Annotated in this window: 17 protein-coding genes; 3 read left to right on the top strand and 14 right to left on the bottom strand. The window is 35.1% G+C overall.

The annotated features are described in order from the left end of the window. Positions 1-4: 4 nt before the first annotated feature. The 7 genes from ACPX19_RS02410 to kynU form a co-directional block, all read right to left on the bottom strand. Positions 5-1,090: an amidohydrolase family protein gene (locus ACPX19_RS02410; protein ID WP_426431262.1), complete on the bottom strand. Its 1,086-nt coding sequence runs from the start codon at positions 1,088-1,090 to the stop codon at positions 5-7. Between the two features lie 66 nt (positions 1,091-1,156). After that, the gene (locus ACPX19_RS02415; protein ID WP_426431264.1) at positions 1,157-1,648 is read right to left on the bottom strand and encodes a 3-hydroxyanthranilate 3,4-dioxygenase; all 492 of its coding nucleotides are present in this window, start codon (positions 1,646-1,648) and stop codon (positions 1,157-1,159) included. A gap of 189 nt (positions 1,649-1,837) precedes the next feature. After that, complete coding sequence (locus tag ACPX19_RS02420; protein ID WP_426431266.1) at positions 1,838-2,620, bottom strand: SDR family oxidoreductase; 783 nt, start codon at positions 2,618-2,620, stop codon at positions 1,838-1,840. Positions 2,621-2,695: 75 nt separating this feature from the next. Further along, on the bottom strand, positions 2,696-4,135 hold the full coding sequence (locus ACPX19_RS02425) for an aldehyde dehydrogenase (RefSeq protein WP_426431267.1): 1,440 nt from the start codon (positions 4,133-4,135) through the stop codon (positions 2,696-2,698). Positions 4,136-4,201: 66 nt separating this feature from the next. Beyond that, a complete protein-coding gene (locus ACPX19_RS02430; RefSeq protein WP_426431268.1) occupies positions 4,202-4,618 on the bottom strand; it encodes a RidA family protein in 417 nt (138 codons plus the stop codon). A 12-nt stretch (positions 4,619-4,630) separates the two neighbouring features. Further along, on the bottom strand, positions 4,631-6,091 hold the full coding sequence (locus tag ACPX19_RS02435; RefSeq protein WP_426431269.1) for an FAD-dependent oxidoreductase: 1,461 nt from the start codon (positions 6,089-6,091) through the stop codon (positions 4,631-4,633). A gap of 69 nt (positions 6,092-6,160) precedes the next feature. Then, the gene (gene kynU, locus ACPX19_RS02440; protein WP_426431270.1) at positions 6,161-7,429 is read right to left on the bottom strand and encodes a kynureninase; all 1,269 of its coding nucleotides are present in this window, start codon (positions 7,427-7,429) and stop codon (positions 6,161-6,163) included. A gap of 136 nt (positions 7,430-7,565) precedes the next feature. On the opposite strand from kynU, the gene ACPX19_RS02445 reads away from it, so the two are divergent. After that, positions 7,566-7,985, top strand: coding sequence for a (4Fe-4S)-binding protein (locus tag ACPX19_RS02445; RefSeq protein ID WP_426431272.1), 420 nt, complete (start codon positions 7,566-7,568; stop codon positions 7,983-7,985). A 145-nt stretch (positions 7,986-8,130) separates the two neighbouring features. Here ACPX19_RS02445 and ACPX19_RS02450 read toward each other — a convergent pair whose 3' ends face one another. Beyond that, the gene (locus ACPX19_RS02450) at positions 8,131-8,811 is read right to left on the bottom strand and encodes a hypothetical protein (RefSeq protein WP_426431273.1); all 681 of its coding nucleotides are present in this window, start codon (positions 8,809-8,811) and stop codon (positions 8,131-8,133) included. A gap of 82 nt (positions 8,812-8,893) precedes the next feature. Here ACPX19_RS02450 and ACPX19_RS02455 point away from each other — a divergent pair, with 82 nt between their 5' ends. Continuing rightward, positions 8,894-9,694, top strand: a complete 801-nt coding sequence (locus tag ACPX19_RS02455) for a class I SAM-dependent methyltransferase (RefSeq protein WP_426431274.1) — start codon at positions 8,894-8,896, stop codon at positions 9,692-9,694. Positions 9,695-9,800: 106 nt separating this feature from the next. Here the strand turns inward: ACPX19_RS02455 and msrA are convergent, their stop codons facing one another. The 3 genes from msrA to ACPX19_RS02470 form a co-directional block, all read right to left on the bottom strand. Continuing rightward, on the bottom strand, positions 9,801-10,463 hold the full coding sequence (gene msrA / locus ACPX19_RS02460) for a peptide-methionine (S)-S-oxide reductase MsrA (protein WP_426431276.1): 663 nt from the start codon (positions 10,461-10,463) through the stop codon (positions 9,801-9,803). A gap of 219 nt (positions 10,464-10,682) precedes the next feature. Further along, on the bottom strand, positions 10,683-11,468 hold the full coding sequence (locus ACPX19_RS02465; protein ID WP_426431277.1) for a zinc ribbon domain-containing protein: 786 nt from the start codon (positions 11,466-11,468) through the stop codon (positions 10,683-10,685). A 2-nt stretch (positions 11,469-11,470) separates the two neighbouring features. After that, the gene (locus ACPX19_RS02470) at positions 11,471-12,565 is read right to left on the bottom strand and encodes a Nif3-like dinuclear metal center hexameric protein (RefSeq protein WP_426431278.1); all 1,095 of its coding nucleotides are present in this window, start codon (positions 12,563-12,565) and stop codon (positions 11,471-11,473) included. 40 nt (positions 12,566-12,605) lie between these two features. Between ACPX19_RS02470 and lpxK the strand changes: the two genes are divergently transcribed. Beyond that, a complete protein-coding gene (lpxK, locus tag ACPX19_RS02475) occupies positions 12,606-13,604 on the top strand; it encodes a tetraacyldisaccharide 4'-kinase (protein WP_426431279.1) in 999 nt (332 codons plus the stop codon). On the opposite strand, the gene ACPX19_RS02480 is transcribed toward lpxK, so the two are convergent. Genes ACPX19_RS02480 through lipA form a run of 3 tightly spaced genes read right to left on the bottom strand, consistent with a single transcriptional unit; the run spans position 13,601 to position 17,756 of the window. Next, entirely contained in the window at positions 13,601-15,838 is a 2,238-nt protein-coding gene (locus ACPX19_RS02480; RefSeq protein ID WP_426431280.1) for an ATP-binding protein, read from the bottom strand. The two genes, lpxK and ACPX19_RS02480, sit on opposite strands and share 4 nt — an antisense overlap. 29 nt (positions 15,839-15,867) lie before the next feature. After that, positions 15,868-16,884 (bottom strand): type I glyceraldehyde-3-phosphate dehydrogenase, encoded by a 1,017-nt coding sequence (gene gap / locus ACPX19_RS02485; protein ID WP_426431281.1) that lies wholly within the window; start codon positions 16,882-16,884, stop codon positions 15,868-15,870. After that, on the bottom strand, positions 16,884-17,756 hold the full coding sequence (gene lipA / locus ACPX19_RS02490) for a lipoyl synthase (RefSeq protein WP_426431283.1): 873 nt from the start codon (positions 17,754-17,756) through the stop codon (positions 16,884-16,886). Before lipA ends, gap begins: the two co-directional genes overlap by 1 nt. Between the last annotated feature and the right edge of the window lie 146 nt (positions 17,757-17,902).

A 17,902-nucleotide genomic window follows, 5' to 3' on the forward strand; every position in this document is an offset into this window, starting at 1 on the left:
AAAATTAGGACGTTATTCTATTGATTAAAGTTGTCTTGGCTTGCTCATCATCACCACATAACCATTGGATGACATTATCTTCCCAAATGGCATCTCTTTCGGCTTCGTTTATAATATTTCGCTCTATCGCTAGATCTAGTATTTTTCCTGGATATGACGATTGTTTGGCACTCTCCATTTCTCCTAGTGGATAAGGATCATCTAAACCTATCAGTACCTGTTTAGATGTTTGATTTTTTATCAACAACTCCAACGAACCTGTATCGTGTACTAACGTATCAAAGAATATATTTTTATGCCCTACAGCCTTTCTAGGGTGTCTTTTACCCTCAAATAAATCTGGTCTTCCATCAAACCCTTGGATTCTTCTACCAAGATTTATTTGAGCTAATTGTCCACCATGAGCAAAGCAGACTCGCATATTTGGATACTTTTCATAATAGCCATTCAAAGTTAAAAAATGATAGGCATCGGCACATTGTGCCAACATCCATATTAAGTGAAAACGCCAAGACGTATTTTCTAGCTTAATAAACTTTTCACCATCATAAGGATGAATTTCAACTGCTAGATTATATTTATCTGCTAATTCAAAAATTGGTTCATTTTCTTCATCGAAAATACAACGCCAAGTCCCAATAGTATCCATATAATGTGTTGGTAAACACAACAAGCGCATTCCTAAAACCTCTACACAACGTTCTATTTCCCAGCAAGCACCACGCACAAAACCAGGATGCACCACAAAACCCGTAGTAAATTTACTCGGATGGTCATGCTGAATACGAGCATTAAAATCATTCTGAAATCGCAAGGCTTGTTTCATTTCCTCAAGACGCAAACCATTGCCATAGAGTTGAGACAAATTTAGGACTACGGCATGGTCTATTTTAAAATGCTCCATCCAAGCCAATTTCTCATTCAAGAAGAAACTAGAATCCGTAATTGGTCTGTTCCAATCTTTTTGAAGCATGAATTTTCGGTCTTTATCGACCCAAAAAATGCCTTTATCTTTCATAAAATCAGGAATCTCTTCTGGATAAGGTAATAAGTGCGAGTGACCGTTTATTCTTAGTTTGCGTTTACTCATCTCTTTTAGGTATTACCGAACTTTAGTTTAGGTAATTGTTTTGTGTTGAGTTAGATATTCTTTGGCTTATTTCTTAAATGCACCTTTTTTGACCATATCTTTATAACGGTCAAAAATGGCAGGCATATCAGTTTCTATATTATCAAGCATAAACTCTTCTTCATAAATCAAACTCGTATCCTCATCAGAGTACCATTGCAATTTATCCTTTACACCTTCTGGTCTTGGATATTCTATAACCAAACCAACTGTGTTTGCACTTCGCTGCGGAGAATGTGGTACTTTGGGTGGCAAGACAAAAATTTCACCTTCTCTTATATTAATATCCTTTGACTCACCATCTTCAATCACTTTTAAAACCATGTCACCTTCAATTTGATAGAAAAACTCAGGTGTTTCATTATAATGATAATCTTGTCTGTCGTTTGGTCCACCAACAACCATAACAATAACATCAGCATCTTTCCAAACCACTTTATTTCCCACAGGCGGCTTCAGTAAATGACGGTTTTCTTCAATCCATGCTTTAAAATTAATAGGCGGAAGTAATTTGCTCATTGTATACTTTTTTTGGGCGTTACCCTATCGGGTCAGGCTTTACGCTATATCTTTTTTACTTGTTTTAGATACATTTTGCTAATGCTTCGCAAAACAGTCAAACTGACGTAAAAAAGAATGTCGCTTCAATCCTTAACGCAGATTCATCAATTCAATAAAATTAAGAATAATATTTTTGAAATATTAGGCTTATAAACTTTTTGTTCTTCCACCATCAACAGGAAGGTTAATTCCGTTAATATAACTCGCTTTTTCACTTGCCAAAAAGGTGATTGCTGCAGCTAGTTCTTCTGGTTTTGCAAAACGTTTTGCAGGTACAGCGCTTTTCATAGCATTGGCAGATTCTTCTTCAGATTTACCAGTTTTAGCACTTTTGTTTTTAATGATTTCGGTTAGGCGCTCTGTTGCTGTTGCACCTGGTAAGACATTGTTTACGGTAATACCAAATTGACCAAGCTCATTTGCTAATGTTTTACTCCAGTTTGCTACAGCGCCACGAATGGTATTGCTTACACCAAGTCCATCTAATGGCTGTTTTACAGATGTTGAAATTACATTAATAATACGTCCAAACGCTTCATCTTTCATAAACGGAACTACAGCCTGTGTTAACGCATGATTGCATTTTAAATGCTGTGTAAAAGCGCCTTCAAATTCTTCAATTTTTGCATCAAAAATAGGTCCTCCAGCTGGTCCGCCAGTGTTGTTTACCAATACATGAAATCCGTGATTGTTTTTAATGTAGCTTTCAACTTTTTCTTTTAACTCCATTGGATTAGAAAAATCGGCAACGATATAATCGTGATTTCTGTGTTTAGGTAATTCTGCTAACACCGTTTTTAGCTTGTCTTCGTTTCTTGCTACAAGTGTGATATTTGCACCTTCTTCAGCTAAAGCTAGAGCGGTTGCTTTACCAATACCTGCTGTGCTACCACAAACTAGTGCGTATTTATTGTTTAGTTTTAAATCCATAATAACTTCCTACGTAGGCAGGAATCTTTTTAGTTTATATTGTTAAATGAGATTCCTGCTTTCGCAGGAATACCATTAATACTTTATACATACATTTTTAGCCTCAGTAAAAAAGCGTAAAGCTTCAAATCCACCTTCGCGACCAACTCCGCTAGCTTTAACGCCACCAAAAGGTGTACGTAAATCGCGCATCATCCACGTGTTTACCCAAACAATACCTGCTTGTAGTTGGTTACTCATTTGCATGGTTCGTTTTAGATTATTCGTCCAAAGTGTGGCGGATAAGCCGTATTTTACTTTGTTAGCCATCTCTAAAACTTCGTCTTCAGTTTTAAAGGGCATAATGGTAACGACTGGACCAAAAATTTCTTCTTGATTAACACGACAATCATCTGTTTTTACTTCGATAACTGTTGGTTGTAAATAGAAACCGTTTTCGTAACCTTCAACAGTAACTTCTTTTCCGCCACATAAAATAGTTCCACCTTCTTCTTTAGCAATTTCGATGTAGCTTTTCACCTTTTCTAGATGCGGTTTTGAAACCAAAGCACCTATATTAGTCTCTGTTTCAGAAGGATGACCAACTTTTAAACCTTTTACTTTTTCTACAAAGTCTGTTTTGAATGTCTCATAAATAGATGCTTCCACAAAAATTCGGCTTCCACATAAACAAATCTGACCTTGATTAGCAAACGACGAACGCACGGTTGTATTCAACATATCGTCATAATCACAATCGGCAAAGATGATGTTTGGGTTTTTTCCGCCTAATTCTAAAGATAATTTTTTAAATAGTGGTGCGGCAACTTTGGCAATATGTGCACCAGTTGCAGTGCCACCAGTAAAACTAATGGCTTTGATGCTTGGATGCTCTACAATAGCTTGACCAGTCGTAGTGCCTAAACCGTGAACAATATTTAAAACGCCTTTTGGTAAACCAGCTTCGTTACAAATTTCGCCTAACAAATAAGCCGTCATTGGTGTAACTTCGCTTGGTTTGGCAACGACGCAATTACCTGCGGCGATTGCTGGTGCTATTTTCCAAGTGAACAGATATAAAGGTAAATTCCAAGGACTAATGCAGCCTACAACACCTATAGGTTGGCGTAGTGTATAATTTACCGCATTTTGACCGACGCTTTCGTGGCTTTCGCTAGCAAATTGTGTAATGGCATTACCAAAAAACCTGAAATTACTTGCTGCTCTTGGTATATCGACCATTTTGGCGAGACTTACTGGTTTTCCGTTGTCCTTACTTTCGGCTTCTGCAAAACGGTCTAAATTGGCTTCTAATAATTCTGAAATTTTAATTAGAATTCTGCTACGTTCTTCTAAAGTGGTTTGACTCCAACTAGGAAAAGCAGATTGTGCAGCTTCATAGGCTTGCTCTACGTCTTCTTTTGATGAGTTTGGGATTTGCCCATAGACTTCACCGTTTGAAGGGTTGTAGTTGTCAATCCATTGATTGCTTTCTGGGTTTACAAATTCACCGTTTATGTAGTTTTTGATGTTCATTATTTTTAATAGATGTTAGAATCAAGACTCAAGAATCAAGACAGCTTAGTCTCGTGTCTTAGTTCTTTAATCCCTTTTGATGAATGCCATCACCTTTATCTCAACCAATAAATCAGGATGTGGTAATTGGTGTACAGCAACTGTTGTTCTCGTTGGACCTGTTTCCTTGTCAAAAAACTCAGCGTAAGCTTTGTTGTAACCAGCAAAATCGTTCATATTTACTAAAAAGGTGGTGACATCGACCACATCCCTTAGACCTGCCCCAACCGTTTGTAAATTTTTATCGATGTTTTTTAGAACTTCTCTGGTTTGAACTTCGATATCTAATTTTTTGGTATTCATTTCGTCAATGAGTTCTACACCTGCAATGGTATTGTCTGCACGTCTAGAACTGGTTCCTGAAACGAAAATGAAATCGCCTACCACTTTTACGTGTGGATATGCACCTCTAGGTGTTACTTTGGTCCCTTCGCTTGTATTCATAATTTTTTTGTCTTAATGATGCATCGTTTTTGCAACGTTGTCGTCATCAATAATGTTGTTAGTTTTTTCTTGTACTACTTTTAATAAAATCGAAAGATCATCATTTAAATCAATCTCGTTATCTGCAATCATGTTTAAAATGGCTTTGTCTTGTGCACGACCTTTGGTCATAGCTTCATGATAGCCAATATTTTCATTAAATGTTACCATCGAGTATTTTGAAAAATATTGCTCTGGGAAATGCTTTTCTAGTTGCATTTCTAATTGGCGTTTTTTCTTGAAAATTGGATTAGCAACGTGATCTCGCATTTCGTAATAGTTCTCTTCGGCTAATTCACCAATAGCGTCTGCATCTGCTTTTCTAACCGATTGGTAGGTTTTAAAAATGGTTTCCCAATCTCTTTCATATTTGTCGATAATGCCATCTAAAACTGCTACATCTTCAAAAGAAGCATTCATTCCTTGACCGTAAAACGGAACAACAGCATGTGCCGCATCCCCTAAAATTAAGGTATTACCTTTGTAATGCCAGGGTGAACATTTTATAGTCCCTAAAGCACCTGTTGGATTATTGGCAAACTCATCTGCAATATTTGGAATTAGCGCTAAAGCATCCGGAAATTGCGCTTGGAAAAAGGTTTTTATTTTGTCTTCAGTATCTAAATCTTTGAAATTATACTCACCTTCTTCATGACCTAAAAACAAGGTTACGGTAAAGCTTCCGTCTAAATTTGGTAAAGCGATAAGCATATATTCGCCTCTTGGCCAAATGTGTAAATAATCTTTGCTGATTTGATGACTTCCATCTGCTGCTGCAGGAATCTCTAATTCTTTATAACCGTGAGTTAGGAAATTTTGTGAAAAACTGAATAAGAATTTACGCTGTAAAAAGTAGCTTTTTCTTAATTCTGAACCTGCGCCATCTGTTCCAAAGATAACATCTGCTGTAATTTTAAAGGTTTCTCTTGTGTTTCGGTTTTTAAAATGAACCGTGTTTGTGTCTAAATCTACGGTTTCGCATTCAGTATTAAAATGAATGGTTAGATTATTGTACTTATCGGCTTCTGTCAATAACATTCCGTTTAAATCGCCCCTTGAAATTGAATTGATGTATTCATTGTCGCGACCAGAATAGTTGGATGCAAAGGTGTTACCTTCCGTGTCGTGCATTAGTCGACCTTTCATTGGTATGCATAGTTCTCTAGCTTTGTCTTCAACACCAGCTAAGCGTAAGCCTTTAAATCCGCGATCGGATAAGGCTAAGTTTATTGAGCGACCAGCTGAAATATCGGTAAAACGAAGATCTGGTCTACTTTCGTAAACGTTAACGTTATATCCTCTTTGCGCTAATCTTAAAGCTAGAAGCGAACCGCATAATCCTGCACCTATTATTACTATGTTACCAGCCCCTTCTAAATCTTCCCCAGAAGGGAAGACTTTCTCAGTGTTGTTGTTATGTGTTTTGTCTATCATGATTATAATAATTAGTTCCTTCTCAAGTCTGTGCTGAGCGCAGTCGAAGTAGTAAGGCTAGGATGGGCTTTAATTTAAAAATTCCTTCAACTTTTCTACCATTCTAAACACATCCTCAAAACTATTGTAAAGTGGAACTGGCGCACATCGAATAACATCAGGTTCGCGCCAATCACTTATAACACCAGAATCCGTTAATTTTAGAAATAATGATTTATCTGCATTCAACACTTGAATTGAGAGCTGACAACCTCGTTCTTCAGGATTTGATGGTGTGATGATTCTTATAACATCCTCGCCAAGTTGTTTCAACAAAAATTCAAAATAGCCTGTCAATTTCTTAGATTTCTCTACGAGTTTATCCATACCTACTTCATTAAACATATCTAATGAAGCCTTAATTGCTGCCATGGATAAAATCGGAGGATTGCTTAATTGCCAGCCTTCAGCACCTGGTAAAACATCAAATTCCTGGCGCATATTAAAACGTGTTTCCTTATTATGGCTCCACCAACCTGTAAAACGGTTGAGGTTGTTATCGTAAGCATGTCGCTCGTGCACAAAACATCCCGACAAATTTCCTGGTCCAGCATTTAAGTATTTGTACGTACACCAAACTGCAAAATCGGCATTGGATTCGTGCAAATTCAGCTCTACATTTCCAGCACCATGCGCACAATCAAAACCAACCACACAGCCATAACTATGACCTAATTTAGCGATTCGTTTTAAATCGAAAAACTGCCCTGTGTAATAGTTAACTCCGCCAATCATGACGAGTGCGATTTCGCTTCCATGTACTTCAAGAATTTGCTCTAAATCCTTATAATTAAGCAACTCTTCACCTACTCTAGGCTCCCATAACAATAATCCTTCCTTATCATCAAAACCATGATGTCGTAATTGTGACTCAACAGCGTATTTGTCTGACGGAAAGGCATCACTTTCTATTAAAATTTTATAGCGATCCTTTGTCGGTTGATAGAAGGATGCCATCATAAAATGAAGATTTGCCGTTAACGAATTCATGGTCACCACTTCAATTGGTTTTGCTCCAACTAATTTAGCTGTGGCTTCCACTAAAAATTCGTGATAAGGCATCCAGGGATTTTTAGCATGTGTATGCCCTTCCACACCAAGATTTGCCCAATCTTCTAATTCTTGATTTATGTATTCTTTTGTGGATTTTGGTTGTAATCCAAGCGAATTACCACAGAGGTAAATAAGCTCATTTCCATCTTTGTCTTTTGGAATATGAAATCGCTGCCTGTAGTGCGATAATTTGTCTAATTCGTCTTGCTGTTTGGCGTAATCGAGACCTGATTTATAGTCGGACAATGTAAGATTGATTTTCAGTTTGTAACAAAAATAAGGATTTAAAATGAGGGATTAAAGGTGTTTTTAACCATTAAAATTTTAAGTATCTTTAAAGAGAAAGAAACCTAATTTAGATTCTAGAAAAAAAATAAAATAGATGAGCAAGACAAAAGAATATTCTAACGGCGAAGTCACCGTTGTATGGGAAGCTGAAAAATGTATTCACTCTGCCATGTGCGTAAAGGGTTTACCAAATGTATTTAAGCCAAAGGAACGACCTTGGATAAAAATTGATGCCTCAACAACTGACAAGATAATTGAAACCGTAAAAAAATGCCCTTCTGGTGCACTAAGTTATTACATGACCGATAGTGAAGATAAAACTTCCGAGACGTTAGAAACTAAAGTTGAAGTTTTAGAGAATGGGCCACTTTTAGTCTATGGGACACTTAAAGTTACCCACAAAGACGGCAAACAAGAAATCAAAAATAAGACTACGGCGTTTTGTCGTTGTGGTGCTTCACAAAATAAACCTTATTGCGATGGAGCACATATTAAGCAAGATTTTAAAGGCTAAAAAAAGCACTTTAGCTTGAAAACTAAAGTGCTTGAATATATAGACGCCAAATGGCGGGAAATGTAAGCTATACGTTTTAAGTCGGTTTGACCACGCGAAACTTACATTATAGATTACAAAAGTAATGCCAAAATTTTAATTCTCTTTATTCAAGCGTTATGCTTACACCTGTGAAATTTAAGTTCCAATTGCCATTATCCTTTTTATGATCTATCGCAATCTTAATACCGTTGAAATTCTGATAATTTTCAAAGGTATTACTTAAGGATGGCTCTGGTGAATTACCCTGTCTATACGTCCATTCTTTAATTAAATAATTTTCATCATAGTAAATATCGTACGCATCTCCTGGCGTATAACCACCTTCATCAGGATAGGTAATAGTTATCATATCCAATTGTTCTTTGTTAATTGGCAATTCTACTTTTTTAGGCTCAGAAATGGTTGCAGACGTATCCCAAACTAACTGAAATGGCACTAAAAGCCAGTATTTATCATTTATGAAAGCCCTGTCTGCATTGGCTGGTACACTATCCAAATTTCGCCTCGAATATTTTATTTCCTGAGTTCCTGCACTCATGTAAACACTATCCTCTTTCGGATACCACACCCAAGACCTACCACTACCCTTAATAGTATCTCTATCAACTTTAAAAGTAAATTCTACTTTTTTTACATTGTCCCAGTTTTCAATACCGTGAGCAATGGCTATCTTTTCGGCAATACTCAATTCTATTACTTTCTCTTCAGTAGTAGTTTCTTTCTTTTCGGATTTGCATGATGAAAGAATTAGCAGACATATAAAGCTTAGGTAAAGCGGTTTCATATAAAAAGATGTTTTAAATTACATCAAAATTAAGGCCCATCCTAACCTTCCCAAAGGGAAGGAACAAAAAGTTATTAAGAACATGGAAGATTTTGACAACTATTTTAAAACTAATAAAGATACCTGGAACAAAAAAGTAGCTGTACATGCAGAAAGTAAGATGTATGATTTAAAAGCCTTTAAATCTGGGAAATCTTCTTTGATGCGATACGAATTAGAAGCTTTGGGCAATGTTAACGGTAAATCCTTATTGCATTTACAATGCCATTTTGGTCAGGACACCTTGAGTTGGCAACGCATGGGAGCACAATGTGTTGGAGTGGATTTGAGTGATGAAGGTATAAAACTCGCCAAACAACTCAATGACGAATTACAGCTTGATGCTGAATTTGTATGCTGCAATGTTTTAGACACTTCAAAACACGTTTCAAAAACTTTTGATATTGTATACACGAGTTATGGTGTTATTGGTTGGTTGCCAGACTTAAAACCTTGGGCAAAGATGATTGCAGAGCGCCTAAAAGTTGGTGGTACGTTTTATATCGTTGAATTTCATCCAATTCTTTGGATGTTTGATTATGTAGATGGAAAACCAGAAATGAAATACCACTACAGTCAAGATGAAGTGATTTATGAAGAATATGAAGGGACTTATGCTAATCAATCTTCAAAAATGGTGAGTAAGGAATATGGCTGGAATCACGGCTTGAGCGAAGTGGTAAACGCACTTATTGAAGCTGGATTACAAATAGACTATCTTAATGAATATGATGAGAGTCCTTACGATGTTTTTCCTGATTTAATTAAAACAGAAGCCGGACTATATAAAATGAAAGATCAGTTATTTCCTATGATTTTTGAGATTAAAGTGACTAAAACATAAGATGTTTACCAAAAAAGTGTTCTGTCAATCAGAACTCGTTTCAGATTCTGAAATAAATTCAGAATGACAGATTTTAAGTTTTTTAATAGATACTTAATTAGTGCTTTTAGTATTTCTCTTCATCCTTTAGTAACTCAGGAAATTTTGCCTTAAAACGATTTAATCGTGGTATAGAAACGGCTCTAACATAGCTTTGGTTAGGATTACGTTTTTCAAAATCCTGATGATAATCCGAAGCCTTATAAAATTTTAAGAATGGATATACCTCCGCAGCTATTGTTGCATCCAACTCTTTAGCCAATGCCGCTTTCTTGTCTTCTATAATTTTCTTTTGCTCATCATTTTGATAGAATATGATTGAGCGGTATTGCGGTCCTTTATCTGGTCCTTGACCATTAACTTGTGTTGGGTTTTGAGATCCAAAATAAACGTCGACCAACGTAGAAAAACTCACTACTTCCGGATCGTAAATGACCTCAACAGCTTCTGCATGTCCCGTAGTGCCTGAATGGCTTTTTTCATAGGTAATGTCATCGGTATGACCACCTGAAAAACCACTGTAAACTTCTTCAACACCTTTTACACTTTGGTAAATCGCTTCTACACACCAAAAACAACCGCTTGCAAAGTAGGCTTTTGCTTTCCCATCTTCCATTGGAACCTCTACAGGTTCTGCGTTGATGATTTCTTGTTGTTTAGAATTGGTTTGAGCCTGATTATGGCAACTAAAGCAAAGACTTATGCTTAAAATTATTAGTAACTTTTTCATTTGCTAATATTTATTTGTTTTTTAAGGTCAGATGGAATACCCAATTTATCATTTTCGTTAGTTCGCATATTCTTTTTCTGGGTATTTCATGACTTTCTTTTTTCTTTTTCTATAGACGTATAAAAATACAATTCCTTAAAAAGAAATCTTTTAAAGTTTTATTAAATAAAAAAAGTCCTCACAAATTTATGAGGACTTTTTATTATTGTTTAATGGTAATTACTTTGCTAGTTTAGCAAATAACTTATCCATTTTTTCTTTTTCTTCTTCTGCCAAAGCAGCATCTACCAAAATACGACCACTGTGCTCGTCAGTGATTACTTTTTTACGAGAAGCTATTTCCACTTGAATCTGAGGTGGAATAGTAAAGAAAGAACCACCTGAAGCTCCACGCTCAATTGGCACAACGGCTAAACCATTCTTTACATTATTTCTTATTCTGAGATACGCTTTTACTAAGCGCTCTTCGATTTTATTTTGATACTCTTCAGATTTTTCTAAAAGTGCTTCTTCTTCTTTTTCAGTCTCTTTTAAGATAGCATTTAACTCACCTTTTTTATGCTTAAGGTGCTCTTTACGATCTTTTAATCGCTCTTTAGTTTCAGAAATAACTTCCTTTTTCTGCTCTATTTGAGCTTTAAATTCTTTAATATGCTTTTCAGCAAGCTGAATTTCTAATTCTTGAAATTCAATCTCTTTAGTTAATGAATTATATTCTCTGTTATTTCTAACATTATTTTGTTGCTCACTGTACTTTTTGATTAAAGATTTAGCTTCTTCGATTAGATTTTTCTTTCCTTTAATCTCATCATCTATAACAGCAAGGCTATCGTTTAATTTCTCTAGTCTGGTATTCAACCCTTCTACTTCATCTTCTAAATCTCTAACTTCTAAAGGAAGTTCACCTCTAACGTTTCTTATTTCATCTACTCTAGAGTCAATTAACTGTAAATCATAAAGCGCTCTTAAACGCTCTTCTACAGTAGCTTCAGCTTTTTTCGCCATAATTATAAATACTTTACCGGATTTGTATTTGTCTTTGATAAAACGACTGCAAAATTAGTAATTTTTTTCGAGAGATAGTCTACTAAAAATGATTTTGTGAACTGTTCGCTCTCATAATGACCAATATCTGCCAATACAATGTTATTTTCCGCACTAAAAAAGTCATGATATTTAAGATCAGCAGTTACTAAAAGATCAGCACCGGCAGCTTTAGCAGCGCCAATGGCAAAACTACCTGAGCCACCTAAAATTGCGATTTTCTTAATAGGTTTATCTAATAATTTTGAATGTCTAATACATTCAGTATTCATTTTTTGCTTTATATATTTTAGACATTCAATCTCATCCATCTCAATTTTAAGCTCACCTATCATTCCCATTCCTATATATTGATTGGTATTATCTAGTGTGGTAATTTCATAAGCCACTTCTTCATATGGATGAGTGCTGAAGAGCGCTTTTAATACTTTAGATTCAAGATGTTTTGCAAATACTACTGAAATAAGAGTTTCATTTTCGGTATGTAGTTCACCTTTTTTTCCAAGTGTTGGATTTGACTCTTCGTTACCTCTATAGGTTCCTTTGCCTTCAAGATTGAAACTACAAGAATCGTAATTACCTATATTACCAGCACCAGCTGCAAATAAGGCTATCCTTAATTCATCTGCTTTTTCATTAGGTATGTAGGTTTGCAACTTTTTTAGTGTGCCTGATTGTGGAATTAAAATCTTTTTATTCTGTAATTCTAACTGATCACAGATTATGGAATTTACACCTTGAAATGCATTATCTAATGCTGTATGAATTGAAAAAATGGCAATATTATTTTGAATGGCTTTTATCACCACACGTTCTACATAGGTCTTACCAGTAAGCTTTTTTAAACCTTTAAATATTATTGGGTGAAAACTAACAATGAGATTGCAATTTTTTTCGATAGCTTCATCAACAACGGCTTCAAGTGTATCTAGAGTAACCAAGATACCTGAAACTGTTTGATTTTTGTCTCCAACCAGAAGACCTACATTATCAAAATCTTCAGCGTAGCTTAGAGGTGCTAAATCGTGTAGTTGATTTATTACATCTTGTACTGTCATAAGTGCATATTTGTTTCAAAAATAATATATTTTAGTGCTCATGAAATTTATCCGTATCATATTATTTCCTATTGTACCGATTTATTTTATTGTAACCTGGCTTAGGAATTGGCTATACGATAAAGGTATTAAGTCTTCAAAATCGTATGATATTCCTATCATCTGTGTTGGCAACCTTAGTACTGGAGGTACCGGAAAAACACCAATGATTGAGTATTTGATTCGGTTATTAAAGGACGAAAAATCCGTTGCTACCCTTAGCAGAGGCTATAAACGTATAACTGAAGGCTATGAGCTAGCTGACCAAGGTGCTACTACAGATACCATAGGCGATGAACCTTATCAATTTTACAGAAAATTTAAGGATATAAAAGTTGCTGTTGATGGAAACCGTCAAAATGGTATAGCACAACTATTATCATTAGAGGACAAACCAGATGTTATTCTCCTAGATGATGCCTACCAACACAGAAAGGTAAAAGCTGGCTTTAATATATTATTGACAGCTTATTATAAGCTTTATAGTGATGACATTGTTTTGCCAACTGGCAACTTGCGAGAACCTAGATCTGGTGCCAAACGTGCTGATATTATTGTTGTGACTAAATGCCCTTCTGGTATTACTGAAAACGAAAAAAACAAAATTTTCCAAAAACTTAAAATAGAACCATACCAACAACTTGTTTTTAGCTCCATAGACTATGCCGAAAAGGTGTTTTCCACAGATTCTGAAATGATATTAGAATCTTTACCAAAATTTACACTTGTAACTGGTATTGCCAATGCAATGCCTTTGGTTGATTTTCTAATTAATAAGGGATTAAAGTTTGATCATTTGGAGTATCCTGATCATTATAGTTTTAGACCAAACGATATAGAAGAATTGGCAAAAAAAGATTTGATTATAACAACTGAAAAGGATTACGTTAGGTTGGTTGATAATGAAAATTTGAAATCAAAGTTATTTTATCTTCCGATAGAAATAACAATTGATAAAAAAGACGTTTTTGATGGTGCTATTACATCTTTTGTAGATTAAAAGAAACTAGATACCACTTCCTTACCGGAAAGCACATCATATAACTTTCCTTCAAAATCTTCTTGCTTGAATGGCTTAGAAATAATATCGTTAAATCCAGCTTCACCAAACTCATGCATTTTATCTTCTAGAGTAACAGCCGTTAGTGCAAAGATGACTAAATCCTTATTGAAAGTTCTAATAATCTTAGTAGCCTCTAAACCGCTGATACCTGGCATGTGAATATCCATTAAAACAACATTATAATCTGTTGATTTCACTTGTTCTACGGCTGCTTCACCATTGTCAACCACATCACAATAAAGTCCCATTTTATTGAGAATCTTTTTGGTTATCATCTGGTTGATTTTATTGTCCTCGACAATTAAAATCTTAACATTGCTTAGATCCAAATCTTCCATCCTATTTGATTGTTTAGTTTCTTCTACTGTTGGTGTGTCAACTTTGTCAGCTTTCTCTAATGGAATCTCAAAGAAGAATGTTGTGCCTTTTCCAAGTTCACTCTTCAAATAGATTTTACCTTTAAGAATTTTGATAAGTCCTTTTACAATAGACAAACCAAGACCTGTGCCGCCATATTTGCGGTTAATCTGCACAGAGCCTTGGGAGAAGCTCTCAAACATTTGATCTTGTTTCTCTTTTGTAATACCAATACCATTATCTTCAATTTCGAAACGTAAGGTGTACTTATTATCCTTTTGGTCAATTTTGTACGCTCTTACCCAGATGTCACCATCTTTTGTGAATTTAATGGCATTACCAAGTAGGTTAATTAAGATTTGGGAAATCTTTAATTGGTCACCGTTATATGTCTCTGGCAACCCATCTTCATAGTCAAAATGTAATTTTGTGCCATTATCTTTAGCAGAATTGCCTAGGGCAGACATTACATTTTCTATTTTATTTTTAAGGTTGAATATCTCAGGATCGAGTTCAACTTTATTCGCTTCAATTTTATTGATTTGAAGAATATCATTGATAAATGTTAACAAATAATCCCCTGAAAACTTTAGCGATTTTAAATGTGGTATTTGATGTTCCTTAGGGTTTTCATCCAACAACATATTGGTCAACCCTGTAACTGCGTATAATGGAGTTCTCAACTCATGGGTTACAGTAGATAAAAAGTTAGCTTTTGTTTTTGAGGCGAGCTCAGCTTTTTCTTTAGCAACAATAAGCTCATCATTTTTTTTGTGAAGCATATTGTTAGTTTTTAACCTAATGTTATTGTTTTTGTAAAGTGATAAGGTTAGTAACGAAAGGATTGTAATTAAAGCAATACTTAAGATTGTCGTTATTCTTGTAAAGTTACTTTCTGCACTTACTTCGTCTATTTGAGCTTTTAATTGGGCATTCTGGTCATCTTTATATTTATTGATAAATTGACTTGAAATTCCTGGTGATAAGTTCTCTCGCTTAACATTTAATATCGAATCTGAAAGACGTAAATGCTTGGTTATATTCTCTAAAGAACTTTTATAGTCACCTCTTTTTTTGTGTATATCACTTAATGTAAAATAAGCTTCATTAATATTTTCAATAATATTGTATGCACTTGCAATAGAAAGTCCTTCTTCTACCTGGGACAAAGCCAAGTCATTATTGTTAAGAGCGCTCGATACTTTACCAGATTGAATTAACGCACTACTTAAAACTCTCTTTTGTTCATACTTTTTGGCAATGATAATCGTCTTTTCTAACTGTGTTTTAGCTTCTTCATATCTACCAAGTGCTATATAAGCTTTTGCTTCATTTAAGGTAACCTCAGAAATGTATTCTTCCAAATCTTCTTGCTCAAACAAGTTTCGAGCAGATTTGTAATAATCTAAGGCAAGTTCATACTTTTCGTTGGTACTATAAACAACACCTTGAATGTTATAACTAACGGCAAGATTTCCGTAGTCGTTGTTTTCGCGTTGTATCTGTATTGCTTTCCCAAGTGCCACATTGCCCTTATCGGTTTCACCAACTAAGTAACGTACCCTGGCAATTTTAGTAAGTGTTGTTCCTTGACTTATTTTGTCTTCAATAGTAGTTGCAATCTCATAAGCTTTGTCAAGATTGCTTAAAGCATTATAATAATCACCTCTATCGCTCTCTAATTTTGCTTGATTAATACGTTCCTCAAAACGTAAAGCAAGCATATCTGCATCTTCTACGACCCCCTGTTGTGAGAAAAGCAAACTTGAAAAACATGCTAAAAAAACAAATATGTGATATTTGATTCGGGACATTTCAGCTCTATTTATTTCAACAAATATAATTATTTATTCGATAAAAGTGCTTTTTTGTCCGATAAATTGCAAATTAAATCTAAAATTCTTGAACTGTAGCCTGTTTCATTGTCGTACCAGCCCACTATTTTTACCATGTTTCCGATAACAGAAGTCATCTGAGAATCGAAAATACATGAGTGTGGATTACCTACGATATCTATTGAAACTATTGAGTCTTCCGTATATTCTAAAATGCCTTTCAATAAGCTTTGAGAAGCTTCCTTGAAAATAGAATTCACTTCTTCTATGGTTGTATCTCTTTCGACATTGATAGTTATATCTGTAAGTGATCCATTTGCAACAGGAACTCTAATGCCGCAACCACCTATAACATTGGATAAGTCTGGAAAAATTTTAGTTAAAGCCTTGGCTGCTCCTGTTGTAGTTGGCACAATAGATTGACCTGCAGCTCTTGCGCGTCTTAGGTCTTTATGCGGTTGATCGTGAAGGCTTTGATCCGTAGTATAAGAGTGTACAGTAGTAATGTATGCTTGTTTGATACCAAAATGTTCTTTGATTAATGCTATCATAGGTGCAGCATTATTTGTGGTACAGGACGCATTAGATACGATATATTCTGTACCTTCTAAGCTATTATGATTAACGCCTAAAACTATGGTTTTGATATCATCTTCTACTGGAGGAACAGACAATATCACCTGTTTAGCACCATTATAAATATGATTTAGAAGCTCTGATTTAGTTTTAAACTTTCCTGTAGATTCAATAACGATATCTGGATGAACACTTTTCCAATTTATTGCCTTAGGGTGACTTTCATTAAATAAAGGAATGGAAATTCCATCTACTACAATATTATCTGTATCAAAAGACACATCATTAGGAAGCACACCATGAATGCTATCATATTTAAGAAGATGACTAAGTGTTTTGGCATCTGCTAAATCGTTTATAGCAATAATTTCAATATTGGGATTATTTAGCGCTAATCTAAAAACACGTCGGCCTATTCTACCAAATCCATTTATAGCTACCCTAATCATTAATTGATATGTTTCTGAGCCTTGTATGAAGATCTCACTAGCGCACTACTTTCAACATGTCTAAACCCTAATTCTAATCCGATTGCCTTATATTCATCAAATTCATCTGGATTTATAAATCTTTGTACAGGCAAATGCTTTTTTGTTGGTTGTAGATACTGACCAATAGTAACCACATCTACATCATTAGCTCTAAGGTCGTGAAGTGTTTCAATAACTTCTTCTCTTGTCTCTCCTAAGCCCAACATTATTCCTGATTTGGTTCTGCGCTGTCCCTGCTGCTTTAGATATTTTAAAACACCCATACTACGGTCATACTTTGCTTGTATGCGCACTTCTCTGGTTAAGCGACGCACGGTTTCAATATTGTGCGAAACAACTTCTGGAGTTACTTCAACAATTCTATCGATGTGTCTTTCTATGCCTTGAAAATCTGGAATTAATGTTTCTAGGGTAGTTTCAGGATTCATTCGTCTAACAGCCTTAACTGTTTCTGCCCACATAATGCTTCCCATGTCTTTTAGATCATCTCTGTCTACGCTTGTTAAAACCGCATGTTTAATTTGCATGAGCTTTATTGAACGTGCTACTTTCTCTGGTTCATCCCAATCCAAAGTTTCTGGTCGACCTGTCTTAACACCACAAAACCCACAAGAGCGTGTGCAAATGTTACCTAAAATCATAAAAGTTGCAGTACCTTCTCCCCAACATTCTCCCATATTTGGACAACTTCCAGAAGTACAAATAGTGTTTAATTTATACTTATCTACTAAACTTCTTAGTTCTGTATATTTTTTTCCAGTAGGTAACTTAACCCTTAGCCATTTAGGTTTGCGCTCTGGCAGTATATTTGAAGCAACTTTGGTTTCCATTCACTTTCCATTTTCTAAATAGCAAAGATACGAAGTAAATAATTAAAGAACTGTTATAATAATCTTAGTATTGGATGTATTAAAGAAACATAAATACAAACAAAAAATCCTATTCAAAATAATTCTGAATAGGATTTTATTTATAG

The organism is Winogradskyella sp. HB-48, from assembly GCF_049942685.1.
In the GTDB taxonomy this organism is placed as follows: domain Bacteria; phylum Bacteroidota; class Bacteroidia; order Flavobacteriales; family Flavobacteriaceae; genus Winogradskyella.

Excerpts from the sequence above, each read along its gene's own strand:
- ACPX19_RS02410 (WP_426431262.1), bottom strand. The coding sequence starts at position 1,090 with ATGAGTAAACGCAAACTAAGAATAAACGGTCACTCGCACTTATTACCT.
- ACPX19_RS02415 (WP_426431264.1), bottom strand. The coding sequence starts at position 1,648 with ATGAGCAAATTACTTCCGCCTATTAATTTTAAAGCATGGATTGAAGAA.
- ACPX19_RS02420 (WP_426431266.1), bottom strand. The coding sequence starts at position 2,620 with ATGGATTTAAAACTAAACAATAAATACGCACTAGTTTGTGGTAGCACA.
- ACPX19_RS02425 (WP_426431267.1), bottom strand. The coding sequence starts at position 4,135 with ATGAACATCAAAAACTACATAAACGGTGAATTTGTAAACCCAGAAAGC.
- ACPX19_RS02430 (WP_426431268.1), bottom strand. The coding sequence starts at position 4,618 with ATGAATACAAGCGAAGGGACCAAAGTAACACCTAGAGGTGCATATCCA.
- ACPX19_RS02435 (WP_426431269.1), bottom strand. The coding sequence starts at position 6,091 with ATGATAGACAAAACACATAACAACAACACTGAGAAAGTCTTCCCTTCT.
- ACPX19_RS02445 (WP_426431272.1), top strand. The coding sequence starts at position 7,566 with ATGAGCAAGACAAAAGAATATTCTAACGGCGAAGTCACCGTTGTATGG.
- ACPX19_RS02450 (WP_426431273.1), bottom strand. The coding sequence starts at position 8,811 with ATGAAACCGCTTTACCTAAGCTTTATATGTCTGCTAATTCTTTCATCA.
- ACPX19_RS02455 (WP_426431274.1), top strand. The coding sequence starts at position 8,894 with ATGGAAGATTTTGACAACTATTTTAAAACTAATAAAGATACCTGGAAC.
- msrA (WP_426431276.1), bottom strand. The coding sequence starts at position 10,463 with ATGAAAAAGTTACTAATAATTTTAAGCATAAGTCTTTGCTTTAGTTGC.
- ACPX19_RS02465 (WP_426431277.1), bottom strand. The coding sequence starts at position 11,468 with ATGGCGAAAAAAGCTGAAGCTACTGTAGAAGAGCGTTTAAGAGCGCTT.
- ACPX19_RS02470 (WP_426431278.1), bottom strand. The coding sequence starts at position 12,565 with ATGACAGTACAAGATGTAATAAATCAACTACACGATTTAGCACCTCTA.
- lpxK (WP_426431279.1), top strand. The coding sequence starts at position 12,606 with ATGAAATTTATCCGTATCATATTATTTCCTATTGTACCGATTTATTTT.
- ACPX19_RS02480 (WP_426431280.1), bottom strand. The coding sequence starts at position 15,838 with ATGTCCCGAATCAAATATCACATATTTGTTTTTTTAGCATGTTTTTCA.
- gap (WP_426431281.1), bottom strand. The coding sequence starts at position 16,884 with ATGATTAGGGTAGCTATAAATGGATTTGGTAGAATAGGCCGACGTGTT.
- lipA (WP_426431283.1), bottom strand. The coding sequence starts at position 17,756 with ATGGAAACCAAAGTTGCTTCAAATATACTGCCAGAGCGCAAACCTAAA.